Source organism: Pseudoalteromonas sp. '520P1 No. 423' (genome assembly GCF_001269985.1).
GTDB lineage: Bacteria > Pseudomonadota > Gammaproteobacteria > Enterobacterales > Alteromonadaceae > Pseudoalteromonas.
On the sequence record NZ_BBZB01000001.1, the window covers coordinates 1254539 to 1267097 of the forward strand.

At 36.4% G+C, this 12559-nt stretch carries 12 protein-coding genes; 7 read left to right on the forward strand and 5 right to left on the reverse strand.

The window, feature by feature from the left end:
* The first annotated feature begins 69 nt into the window (after nucleotides 1–69).
* Nucleotides 70–1017, forward strand: coding sequence for an RNA polymerase sigma factor RpoS (gene rpoS / locus PSA_RS05785; protein WP_231665325.1), 948 nt, complete (start codon nucleotides 70–72; stop codon nucleotides 1015–1017).
* A gap of 122 nt (nucleotides 1018–1139) precedes the next feature.
* On the opposite strand, the gene PSA_RS27085 is transcribed toward rpoS, so the two are convergent.
* The 3 genes from PSA_RS27085 to mutS form a co-directional block, all read right to left on the reverse strand.
* Nucleotides 1140–1262 carry a DUF3718 domain-containing protein gene (locus PSA_RS27085; protein ID WP_082305638.1) on the reverse strand — a complete coding sequence of 41 codons (123 nt, stop codon included), beginning with the start codon at nucleotides 1260–1262 and terminating at the stop codon, nucleotides 1140–1142.
* On the reverse strand, nucleotides 1226–1465 hold the full coding sequence (locus PSA_RS05790; protein ID WP_042146422.1) for a hypothetical protein: 240 nt from the start codon (nucleotides 1463–1465) through the stop codon (nucleotides 1226–1228). The genes PSA_RS27085 and PSA_RS05790 overlap by 37 nt, the downstream gene beginning before the upstream one ends.
* 231 nt (nucleotides 1466–1696) lie before the next feature.
* The gene (gene mutS / locus PSA_RS05795) at nucleotides 1697–4279 is read right to left on the reverse strand and encodes a DNA mismatch repair protein MutS (protein WP_042146424.1); all 2583 of its coding nucleotides are present in this window, start codon (nucleotides 4277–4279) and stop codon (nucleotides 1697–1699) included.
* A 24-nt stretch (nucleotides 4280–4303) separates the two neighbouring features.
* Between mutS and PSA_RS05800 the strand changes: the two genes are divergently transcribed.
* The 4 genes from PSA_RS05800 to PSA_RS05815 all read left to right on the forward strand — a co-directional run bounded on the left by PSA_RS05800 (nucleotide 4304) and on the right by PSA_RS05815 (nucleotide 7175).
* On the forward strand, nucleotides 4304–4795 hold the full coding sequence (locus PSA_RS05800; protein WP_042146425.1) for a CinA family protein: 492 nt from the start codon (nucleotides 4304–4306) through the stop codon (nucleotides 4793–4795).
* Between the two features lie 80 nt (nucleotides 4796–4875).
* A complete protein-coding gene (recA, locus tag PSA_RS05805; protein WP_042146427.1) occupies nucleotides 4876–5910 on the forward strand; it encodes a recombinase RecA in 1035 nt (344 codons plus the stop codon).
* A gap of 362 nt (nucleotides 5911–6272) precedes the next feature.
* Entirely contained in the window at nucleotides 6273–6632 is a 360-nt protein-coding gene (locus PSA_RS05810) for a hypothetical protein (protein WP_127924139.1), read from the forward strand.
* Nucleotides 6633–6707: 75 nt separating this feature from the next.
* The gene (locus PSA_RS05815; protein ID WP_052380033.1) at nucleotides 6708–7175 is read left to right on the forward strand and encodes a hypothetical protein; all 468 of its coding nucleotides are present in this window, start codon (nucleotides 6708–6710) and stop codon (nucleotides 7173–7175) included.
* A 15-nt stretch (nucleotides 7176–7190) separates the two neighbouring features.
* Here the strand turns inward: PSA_RS05815 and PSA_RS05820 are convergent, their stop codons facing one another.
* Nucleotides 7191–8384, reverse strand: a complete 1194-nt coding sequence (locus PSA_RS05820) for a DcaP family trimeric outer membrane transporter (protein ID WP_305777618.1) — start codon at nucleotides 8382–8384, stop codon at nucleotides 7191–7193.
* A 316-nt stretch (nucleotides 8385–8700) separates the two neighbouring features.
* Between PSA_RS05820 and acs the strand changes: the two genes are divergently transcribed.
* Both acs and PSA_RS05830 read left to right on the forward strand, forming a co-directional pair.
* Entirely contained in the window at nucleotides 8701–10641 is a 1941-nt protein-coding gene (gene acs / locus PSA_RS05825; RefSeq protein WP_042146431.1) for an acetate--CoA ligase, read from the forward strand.
* Nucleotides 10642–10724: 83 nt separating this feature from the next.
* Nucleotides 10725–11375, forward strand: coding sequence for a response regulator transcription factor (locus PSA_RS05830; protein ID WP_042146433.1), 651 nt, complete (start codon nucleotides 10725–10727; stop codon nucleotides 11373–11375).
* A gap of 292 nt (nucleotides 11376–11667) precedes the next feature.
* Here the strand turns inward: PSA_RS05830 and purU are convergent, their stop codons facing one another.
* Entirely contained in the window at nucleotides 11668–12501 is an 834-nt protein-coding gene (gene purU / locus PSA_RS05835) for a formyltetrahydrofolate deformylase (RefSeq protein WP_059364790.1), read from the reverse strand.
* Nucleotides 12502–12559: the final 58 nt, after the last annotated feature.

Here is a 12559-nt window from a genome sequence, read left to right on the forward strand (position 1 = left end):
TTGTACGTATATTCACTGATTAGGAGAATGCTTATGGGTGATATAACTGAAACTATTAAGGAGATAACTATGGACGTCAAAATGGATGATATAACTGAAAACGAGCCAAGTTCTGAGATTCTCGAAAAAGTTGAGCAAGAAGAGTCGAAAGAAGAGAGCGCGTCAAAAACTGAAGTTGTTAAAAATTTAGACGCGACTCAACTATATTTAGGTGAAATTGGCTTTTCCCCTTTATTATCAGCAAAAGAAGAAGTATATTTTTCACGTAAAGCCCTTAAGGGTTGTGAAGCCTCAAGAAAACGTATGATTGAAAGTAATCTACGCCTAGTCGTAAAAATTGCCCGTCGTTATAATAATCGTGGTTTAGCATTGTTAGATCTAATAGAAGAAGGAAATTTAGGTCTGATCCGCGCTGTTGAAAAATTTGATCCTGAACGTGGTTTTAGATTTTCAACTTATGCAACTTGGTGGATAAGGCAAACCATTGAGCGTGCAATTATGAATCAAACACGCACGATTAGATTACCAATTCACGTTGTAAAAGAATTAAATGTTTACCTCAGAACAGCGCGAGAACTAACACAATCTTTAGATCATGAGCCCACAGCTGAAGAGATAGCTGCAAAACTTGACCGTCCCGTAGAAAGCGTTAATAAAATGCTCCGTCTAAATGAGCGAATCGGTTCTGTTGATACGCCAATAGGGGGAGATTCAGATAAAGTTTTATTAGATATTCTTGCCGATGAAAAAAGCGGTGGTCCAGATACACGTATTCAAGAAGATGATATTAAAGACAATATAATTCATTGGTTAGAAGAGCTAAACTCGAAACAAAGAGAAGTACTTGCACGCCGTTTCGGACTGCTTGGTTATGAACCCTCAACCATAGAAGATGTTGGTAAAGAAATAGGTTTAACACGTGAACGTGTTCGTCAAATTCAGGTTGAAGCATTAAGACGACTAAAAGAAGTACTCAGTCATCAAGGTTTAAATATTGAATCTTTATTTCAACAATAAATCATGTGACATATAAACAGCTAAATTACTGTCACTAGTAAAACAAAAAGGTTTACTTATTTTAAGTAAACTTTTTTTAGTTAATAAACATACTTGTATTAAGTTTAGTTTACCCAAAACCATTACTTTTCTTGCGGTAGACTTGCTATTTCTTTAATAGAAACTGAGCCTTTATTGATTTTATTTGCCGTTTTAGTTGCGTTATGCGTTAAAGTAAATTGATGTACTGATTCGCCATTGCACAAAGTTTATCTCTGATAGTGGCAATTTTTAAGTTGTATTCTCTAAGCTCTTCGCTTAGCTTCAAAATACTATTACTTTTAACAGCTATACAAGTTTCAGTTAACGCTGTTTTCATATAATCAGTCATAGGTGCTTCTGCATGAGCAAATGAGATTGATGCTCCTAAGACTGTCATTAAAGTTAATACTAGTGAATATTTTTTCATTTTCCCTCTCCTGTGAGTGTGTACTTGCATATAACTTTAGAAGAAAGTAATTTTTTTTATCAATAAAATGTTAGTTATTTATGATGATTTTGATTGAAGATGTAAGGTTTTGTGTAAGTGTCAAAAATTCAGATAATTATAAAGTAAAGCAATTGAGGTTTAATATTTTGAATTACATTAAAATTAGTCCTCCTAGCTACAATTAGCAACTAGGAGAAAGTATTTTAGTTATTAAATTAAATCTTTTAACTTATAAAGTTGTTGTAACGCTTCTCTTGGCGTTAAATTATCAAGATCTAACCCAGATAATTCATCAATAGCAGGGTGCGTTACCTCTTCAAAAGGTAATACAGTTTGATTTTCATTTGATCCTGCTGGGATCTCACTAATGCTTTGGTGGTTTTCTAACATATGTAATTTATGTTTGGCTTGTTTTATAACTGATTTTGGCACACCGGCAAGCGAGGCGACTTGTAAGCCAAAGCTCTTACTTGCAGCACCATCTAAAACCTTATGCATAAAGGCAATTGTATCATTATGCTCAACAGCGTCTAAATGTACGTTTGCTAGCTGTGGTAAATGTTCTGGTAACTCAGTTAATTCAAAATAATGCGTTGCAAATAATGTTTTAGCTGAAATTTTATTTGCTAGGTACTCAGCAGTTGCCCATGCTAAAGATAAGCCATCGTAAGTACTAGTACCACGGCCAATTTCATCCATTAGAACTAAAGAATGTTTAGTGGCATTATTTAAAATATTAGCGGTTTCTGTCATTTCAACCATAAAAGTTGAGCGCCCAGAGGCTAAGTCATCACTGGCACCAATACGCGTAAAAATACGATCCACTAAGCCAATTTTAGCTTTGCAGGCAGGTACAAAACAGCCTATATGTGCCATTAATACAATTAAAGCTGTTTGACGCATATAGGTTGATTTACCACCCATATTTGGACCTGTAATGATCAGCATTTTACGATCTGGTGATAACTGAATTGGATTTGAGATGAATGGGTCTTTCAGCACTTGCTCTACAACAGGATGACGACCTTGTAGAATGTCGATAACTTGTCCATCAACTAATGTCGGTTTGTTGTAATTTAGCGTTTCAGCACGTTCAGCAAAGTTATTAAGTACATCAAGTTCACTGAGTGCTGCAGACATGATCTGTAACTTTTCAAGATCCGGCGCGATTAGATCAAATATCTCTTCATATAGTTTTTTTTCTAGGGCTAAAGCTTTACTTTGGCTGCCTAGCACTTTGTCTTCATGCTCTTTTAATTCAGGGATAATATATCTTTCATTATTTTTGAGCGTTTGTCGTCTGACATATTCAACAGGAACTTGTTCAGAATAGGCGCGGCTGACTTCGATATAAAAACCATGAACACGATTATAACCTATCTTAAGTGTGGCAATACCTGTGCGCTCACGCTCTCTTTGCTCTAGTTTTTCTAGTGTATCTGTAGCACCCTGACTTAAAGCGCGCCACTCATCAAGTTCTGAATTATAACCTTCAGCAATGACACCGCCATCACGAATAAGTACAGGAGGGTTATCAATAATCGCGTTTTCTAATAGGCTTTGTAATTCAGGTAGAACAGGTGAGCTATGTTTTATTTTTTGCAATCGTTTACTACTAGTCTCTGATAGCAGCTGCTGTAGTGGGTGCAATTCTTGTAAGGCATTTCTTAAGCGAGATAAATCTCTAGGACGTGCTGAACGTAACGCAAGTCTTGCAACAATACGCTCTATATCTGAAATACTTCTCAGTGATTGATGGAGCTCAGGCGTTAAACCAGTATCAATTAATTCAGATAAGCTGTCTAGGCGGTTATTAAGTGTTTTATGGCATCGTGTAGGGGTGTGGATCCAACGTTTTAATAAACGTGATCCCATCGCTGTAGCTGTTTTATCAAGTACTTGAGCCAATGTATTTTCAATAGAACCAGATAAATTAATTGTTAGCTCTAAGTTTTTTCTTGTGGCGGCGTCTAGTACAACATTAAGATCGTTTTTCTCTAAAGTGATGGATCTGATATGTGGTAGCGCAATTCTCTGAGTATCTTTTACATACTGTATTAAACAGCCTGCAGCGATTAGGCCTGTTTTAGCTTGATCAACACCAAAGCCTATTAAATCTTTAGTTTCGAATTGTTGGCATAAAAGTTTAGTGGCGGTATCTAAATCAAACTCCCAAAGTGGACGTCTTCTGCAGCCTTTAAATCCTTCTATTAAATGAAATGCTTTAAAGTCTTCTGGATAGAGTAATTCAGCAGGTTGAATACGTTGTAAACTAGAATTCAGCGTTTCTTCATCGTCAGCCTCTAGGATATTAAATCGACCAGAGTTGATATCTAAATATGCAAGACCAAAATGACCATTATCATTTTGCCACACAGCACTGAGTAAGTTGTCTTGTCTTTCTTGTAATAATGCTTCATCTGAAATAGTACCTGGCGTAACAATGCGTACAACTTTACGTTCAACAGGCCCTTTGCTGGTGGCAGGATCACCAACTTGCTCACACAGTGCGACAGACTCACCCATTTGTACTAAGCGCGCTAAATAGTTTTCAACAGCGTGGTAGGGCACACCCGCCATTGGGATTGGGTCACCACCGACTTTGCCTCTATGAGTTTGTGATATATCTAGTAATTGTGCAGCCCTTTTAGCATCATCAAAAAATAATTCATAGAAATCACCCATGCGATAAAAAAGTAAGATCTCTCTATGATCTTTTTTAATTCGCAAATATTGCTGCATCATAGGTGTTTGTTGGCTTATAGTATGGTCAGAAAAAAGATCGATTGACATAAAAATTATCTATTTAGGCTAAATATGGAATTACAACAAGATATTATAGATCTCGCAGCTCAGTTAGGGGCTATTCTAACGGATAAATCACTTTGGATCACTACTGCTGAATCTTGTACCGGGGGCGGCATTAGTTATGTAATAACTGATACACCTGGTAGTTCAGCTTATTTAGATCGTGCATTTGTTACTTATAGTAATACAGCAAAAAATGAATTATTAAATGTAGGAGAAACAACTTTACAAGTTCATGGGGCTGTAAGCGAGCAAACAGTAATGGAAATGGCGCAAGGCGCGTGCATTGCTGCAAATGCAGATATAGCAATAAGTGTGTCAGGCATTGCAGGTCCCGGTGGAGCGACTGAGACAAAACCTGTCGGTACTGTATGGTTTTGTATTAGATATCTAGATGAAAACTATACATATTGTGAAATATTCCCAGGTGAAAGAGCTGAGGTTAGACTTCAAGTTATTGTTTTTGCTTTAAAAAAATTAATAAAACATATAAATTTCTAAAATACGCTTGATACTGTGATTCTATACAGTATACTGAACCCAATTAAGATTAAGAAATGCGCTAGATCTCGGAGAGTTAAATGAACGATAACAAACAAAAAGCACTTAGTGCAGCAATGAGCCAAATTGAACGCCAATTCGGAAAAGGTTCAATTATGAAGCTTGGTGATACTAAATCTATGGATGTTGAAACTGTTTCTACAGGTTCTCTTGCACTAGATGTTGCTTTGGGTGTAGGTGGTTTACCTATGGGCCGTGTTGTTGAAATTTATGGACCGGAATCTAGTGGTAAAACAACTTTAACACTAGAAGTAATAGCACAAGCACAAAAAGCTGGAAAAACATGTGCTTTTATCGATGCTGAACATGCACTAGACCCTATTTATGCTCGTGCGCTAGGTGTAGATACAAACGAATTATTAATTTCTCAACCTGATACAGGTGAGCAAGCTTTAGAAATTTGTGACATGTTAACACGTTCTGGTGCAGTAGATTTAATCGTAGTCGATTCAGTAGCAGCATTAACGCCTAAAGCTGAGATTGAAGGTGATATGGGCGACCATCACGTAGGTCTACAAGCACGTTTAATGTCACAAGCACTACGTAAAATTACAGGCAACTTAAAACAATCAAATACCATGATGATTTTCATTAACCAAATTCGTATGAAAATTGGTGTTATGTTTGGTAACCCAGAGACAACAACGGGTGGTAATGCGCTTAAATTTTATAGCTCTGTAAGATTGGATATCCGACGTACAGGTGCAATAAAAGAAGGTGATGAAGTTGTTGGTAATGAAACTCGCGTAAAAGTTGTTAAAAATAAAGTATCAGCACCGTTTAAGCAGGCTGAATTCCAAATTGTTTATGGTAATGGTATTTCAAGAGAAGGTGAGCTAATTGACTTAGGTGTGAAACATAACTTAGTTCAAAAAGCGGGGTCTTGGTATAGCTATGGTACAGAGCGTATTGGTCAAGGTAAGGCTAATGCAATGAAGTACATGGTAGAACATCCTGAAGCTGCAAATGAATTAGATACTAACCTTAGAAATTTATTATTAACTGGTGAAATTATGGTTGATGATGAAGAGGTTGATGTTAAAGAAGAAGTATAATAAATGGCTGAATAAAGCTTTGTAAATATAAAACGCAGCTCAGTCTGCGTTTTTTGTTTTAAAGACTAATATTAAATGAGATGAAAAAAAGCTGGGAAGGAGTATGAATTTAAGAATAGTATTTCTATTTAACAGTATTATTTTTTTAATAGTGCCTTAGCAGCTAAAAACAATTTAAATGTGCTACTTATAAACCCTTCAATTGAAAATGACCCTTTTTGGCATCAAGTCGAAACGTTGACCAAAAAACTGCAGAAGATTTAGATATTAAACTAGATGTGATTTACGGTAATGGAAATCGGTTTATTCAACTACAAGTGATTTAAAAATACTTGTCTCAATATGAAACCCCAGACTATATCATGTTAGTCAATTACCCTGGAGGCGCTTTAAATACATTTGATTTTCTTACGAAATACCCAGTTAAAATTATCACTTTTGAACAAACTATCTCAGGTAAAGAGAAAAAATCAATTGGACATCCTAATGGAAAGTTTAAGAATTGGGTTGGTGAAATATTTCATGATAATAAAAAAACTTCGCAATTATTAGCTAGTAGACTGTTTGAAAAGGCGAGAAAGAAAGGTAAATCTTTAATTGTAGCTGGGATCAGTGGCCATTTTGGTTCTGAATCAGCGATACGAAATAGTGGCTTAGTTGCTGTTGTTGATTCTTACCAAGCTGAATTAAAACAAATCGTCTACGCACAGTGGTCTAGATAAGACGCTTATACTAAAACATTTTAATTATTAAAAAGGTATCCAAATATATCTATTCTTTGGTGTGCATCAGATGAAATGGCTTTTGGGGCTATTAATGCAATAAAAAGAATGGGATTAATACCAGGAAAAGATATTTTTGTAGGCGGTTTTGACTGGATTAAAGAAGGTATCAACAGCATCAAAAAAAATGAAATGACTGCTTCTGTAGGAGGTCACTTTATGATGGGAGCTTGGGGGCTATTAGCTATTTATGATAAAGATTTTGGCATTGATAGACTTAAAAAAGGAAATGAAAGTACTTTCGAATTAGAATTGATAGAAAGTGATAATATTGCAACTTATTCAGCTTTATTTAATCAAAAGTTTTTAATGGAGGTTGATTTCAAACGGCTTAGTTTGTTTCATTCACGTACTCAAACTAGTAGCAGCTTTAAATTAACGGATATATTGAAAGTAAATACAGCAGATACAACAAAAAAACAAATACAAACTAAGTTAAGTTGGCAGAATAATAGTAAAAGCGACCTAAATAGATCGCTTTAGGGGGGCTAAATATGATTAGAAAGCGTATTTAGCTGAAAATTGTAATCGGTTCATATCACCATTTACTCCATTTTCAACTTCACGCTGTGCATGTTTTAGTTCAATACCAAATGTGAGTTTTTTCTCAGGAGAGTAAAGTAAATTAGCACTGTAGCTCATGCTTGATTTAGTTGGATTACCTGTTAAATTAAGTAAGTCAGAATCATTATCTATATCAATAAAAGAGTACATTAGGGTAGATCTAAACTGGTCGCTCCAATGATGTTGATAAGCTGCAAAACCAGATGTTGAATCTATAGTATCTATGTTGTTATCTTCAGTTAAAACGCCTCCATGAGCGATATTTAAACCAACATAGCGCCCTAAACCGGCACCTTGATTAAGCATAAATTTAACGTTATTTTTGCCCATATTTAATCGACCAGAAACACTTATACCATAAGCACTTTGATCGGCATCATAACTTGCTGCTTTGTAGGTTAACTGTCTTACTAAGCCTGCTACAGTAATATGACCCCAATCTGTTTTATGAGTATATTTAACATTAAAATCAGGAAGACTTGTATCATCTGTTTCCATACGAGCGCCATTTACAGTCACTGTGCTTTGAGGGTTTTCAACAGCGAAAGATAAGCCACCTGTGGTATATCTAATTTGCGGTTGGCGCACAAATATTGTGCCCTCAGCTGGACCTACAAAATCTAAAGTTTCAGGCAATGCGCTCACATTTTGAAAATTCGACCAAGCTTGACCAAATAGCCAGCCATCATAAGTTACAAATGCTTGTCGTATTCTAGGTGCATAAGAGTTTGAAACGCGCTCATTGCCACCAGGTGATACAATAAAATCAAGTTCGATTTTAGTTTTGATTGTTTTTCCGCTGTCTAATTTAGTCAGTGTCGCAAAGTTAAAACGAGATTGACGAGCATGCATATCAAAAACGGCATCTGGGCTATTAGTACCATCGCCTACAGGTGTTGTGCTTGGCACATAAAAGTCACGGCCAAGACCATCATATACACTGCCATCAGAAGAAGCATCAGAATAATCAGTCCACATAGAGTCTAATTTTACATAACCACCATATTTTACTTCTGTATTGTCAAGGTTAGCGGCATATGCAGATGTACAGATAGCAGATAAAACCGCTAAAGCAGTGAGAGATTTCATTAATTTTATATTTTTCATTGTTGTATCCCGTTTAAACAAATATCACTTTTTGTTAACGCTAGATTCATTTGTGAGCAGTAATTGCTCAATTATCTTTTGGTCTATAAGACTAAGGTGTAACAAGCTGCAGGCAGAAACTTAATTTTTTACTTTTAAAAAGAAAAAATGTTATTTAAATGTTAAGGTTTATATCTGAATTTTGTAATTATTGCATAGAGTCTAGAGTTCAATTATAACTTAACAACTTGATCTTTAATGAATAAATTAGAGATTCATACTAAAGTCTAATGTTTTAACTTTGGTAGCTGAGTAATTCTTGCTGCAAGCAAGAAGCAAATAAATTAGGGAAACAGTTATGACACAGAGTATTTACCAGATACCGTCTTCAGTAAAAGAGTCTGCAATTATTAATGAAGAGAAGTATTTAGAGCTTTATAAATGGTCTCTTGAAGACCCTGAAGCTTTTTGGAAAGAGCAAGGTCAAAGACTTGATTGGTTTAAACCTTACACACAAGCTAAAAACACGTCTTTTGATAAAGGTCATATTGATATTAAATGGTATCAAGATGGTCAGTTAAATGCTTCTTATAACTGTATTGACCGCCATTTAGAAACTAAAGCAGATAAAGTGGCACTTATTTGGGAAGGTGATAATCCAGAAGCGGTTGAACATATTACGTATCAAAAACTGCATGATGAAGTGTGTAAGCTAGCAAATGGATTAAGAAAGCTAGGTGTTAAAAAAGGCGATTGTGTTGCCATATATATGCCAATGACACCACAAGCAATTTATGCAATGCAAGCATGTGCGCGTATAGGTGCTGTGCATTCAGTTGTATTTGGTGGTTTCTCTCCTTCTGCCATTGCTGATCGCATTAATAATTCAAATGCCAAAGTGGTGATCACGTCAGATCAAGGTCGACGGGCAGGTAATGAAGTACCGCTTAAAGCAAATGTTGACGAGGCAGTATCACAAGAGTCTGTTACCTCTATTGAGCATGTAATCGTGCATCAATTAACGGGTGGAGAAGTTGATTGGCATGAAAAAGATGTTTGGTGGCATGATTTAGTTGCCGATGAAGCGGCAACTTGTGAGCCAGAAGTGATGGATGCAGAAGATCCATTATTTATTTTATATACCTCAGGTTCAACAGGTCAGCCAAAAGGTGTGGTACATACAACAGGTGGTTACTTAGTTTATACCTCTTTAACTCATGAGTATGTATTTGACTTAAAAGAAGACGATATATTTTGGTGTAGTGCTGATGTAGGTTGGATCACAGGTCATAGTTATATTGCATATGGTCCATTGGCTAATGGCTGTACACAAGTCTTATTTGAAGGCGTACCAACATATCCTACAGCGGGTCGTATGGGGGAAGTGGTCGATAAACATAAAGTCTCAATTTTATATACTGCACCTACAGCTATCCGTGCACTCATGGCTAAAGGTGATGAACCGACAGCGAGCTCGACTCGTGACAGTTTACGTATTTTAGGCTCTGTTGGTGAGCCAATTAATCCTGAGGCTTGGAGTTGGTACTATGAAAATATTGGTAATGGGCAGTGTCCAATCGTTGATACATGGTGGCAAACAGAAACGGGTGGCATGATGATCACGCCATTACCAGGTGCAACTCAAATGAAACCAGGTTCAGCTACTAGGCCATTTTTTGGTATCGCACCTGCATTGTTTGATGCTGAAGGTAATGCATTAGAAGGCGAAGCTGAAGGTAATTTAGTGATTTTAGACAGCTGGCCATCACAAGCACGTACTGTATACGGAGATCATGAACGGTTTGAACAGACTTATTTCTCTGCGTATCCAGGTGTATATTTCACAGGTGATGGCTGTCGTCGTGATGAAGATGGTTATTACTGGATCACAGGTCGCGTTGATGATGTATTAAATGTATCAGGTCATCGATTAGGTACGGCCGAAATTGAAAGCGCATTAGTGGCACATGAAGCGGTCGCAGAAGCAGCAGTTGTTGGTTACCCACATGAAATTAAAGGTCAAGGCATCTATGTTTATTTGACGCCTAATGATGGTGTGTCAATTACAGATGAGCTAACTAAGCAAGTGCGTAATCATGTGCGTAAAGAGCTGAGCCCAATTGCATCGCCAGATATGATCCAATGGTCACCTGGTTTACCAAAAACCCGCTCAGGTAAGATTATGCGTCGTATTTTACGTAAAATAGCTGCAAATGAACATCAACAATTAGGTGATACTTCAACACTTGCAGATCCTACGGTAGTTGAAGAGTTAATTGAAAACCGTCTTAATCGTTAATAGCTTGCTTAAGTATTAATTAAATGAGTAGTATAATGGCTGTTGTCTAACTGAGATAACAGCCATTTTTTTAGGAGTAAACTATGAGCAAGTTTTTGATAGCGGATGATCACCCTTTATTTCGTGAAGCATTAAAAGGAGCGCTTCAGAACGCTTTTAGTGAGCTGGCTGTATTTGAGTCCGATAACTTCAAATCCACCCTTGAAATTTTAGCAAAAGAAGATGATCTAGATATCTTATTGTTAGATCTACATATGCCGGGTAATGATGATTTATATGGCTTAATTAGGATCCGTGAAGATCACCCAGAACTGCCTATTGCAGTGGTATCAGGCAGTGAAGAAATCAGTGTTGTATCTAAAGTGATGGCATATGGCGCATTGGGTTTTATCCCTAAATCCTTATCATCGGTAGAGATTGCTGTTGCAATTAATGAAATATTAGAAGGCGAAACTTGGTTACCTGAAACAATGAAAGATAAGGTCAATCAATTATCAGGAGATGAAGTTAAAGTGGCGACACAAGTTGCATCTTTAACACCACAACAATATAAAGTGTTGAGTTATTTGCATGAAGGTCTATTGAATAAACAGATTGCATATGAATTAAATATCTCTGAAGCAACGGTTAAAGCGCATATTACTGCTATTTTCAGAAAGTTAGGTGTTTATAATCGCACTCAAGCGGTATTGATTGCCTCTAAGTTACAATTAGAATCGCCAGTAGAGGCTTAAAAATGTGCTAAAGTTTAATTATCCCCGAACTGTAATCGGGGATATGTTTATTACATTCTCTTACTTAAACACTACCGTTTTATTACCATTAACAAACAGTCTATGCTCACTGGCTAATTGCAGCGCCTTACGGAATATATTGGTTTTTTCTACATCTATAAAGTTTTAATCAAAACCTACTTAAAGACGACTGTTTTATTACCATTAACAAACAGTCTATGCTCACTGGCTAATTGCAGCGCCTTACGGAATATATTGGTTTTTTCTACATCTATAAAGTTTTAATCAAAACCTACTTAAAGACGACTGTTTTATTACCATTAACAAACAGTCTATGCTCACTGGCTAATTGCAGCGCCTTACAGAACACAGTCTTTTCTACATCTCGGCCTAATCTAGCTAAAGATTCAGCGTCATCATCATGAGTCACATGAATGACATCTTGCATAATAATAGGGCCTTCATCTAACTCGTCAGTTACATAATGGGCAGTCGCACCTATCATTTTAACACCGCGCTCGTAGGCTTGCTGGTAAGGTTTGGCGCCAATAAAGGCAGGCAAAAAAGAGTGGTGTATATTAATGACTTTCCCGCTAAAACGTTTTACAAAATCACTGCTTAAAATACGCATATATTTTGCTAAGCCTATAATATCAGGTTGGTAGAATTCTATTTGTTTGGCAACCGCTTCATCATGTTCTACTCGCGTTAGATCTTGATGACTAATAAAGTGATAAGGCACATTAAACCCGACAGCAAGTGGTTTTAGTGTTTCATAATTTGAGATAACAGCAACAATTTCAATGTTGAGCGCATCTTCAAAATACTTTAATAAAACACCGCCTAAGCAATGGGCTTCTTTAGTTGCTAATAAGACCACACGCATTTTTTCTTGGCCGACCAACTCTAGATTACAATCGTTTGGTAGTTGGGCTTTTAACTCTTCAAGAAAATTAACTTTGGTAAAGTCACCTTGAAGTTCGGTGCGCATAAAAAATCTTTCATTGATATTATCAACAAATTCGTTATTTTTTATGATATTTAATTTATGTTCATAACAAAGCCCGGTGATTTTGGCGATTAAACCTTTTTCATCTGGGCAGTCTGTTAGTAATACTTTTTTCATCTCATTCCCCTTTAATGTCCAAGTAGATTGCTGTTCACTTGAATCAAACCGCTCATCA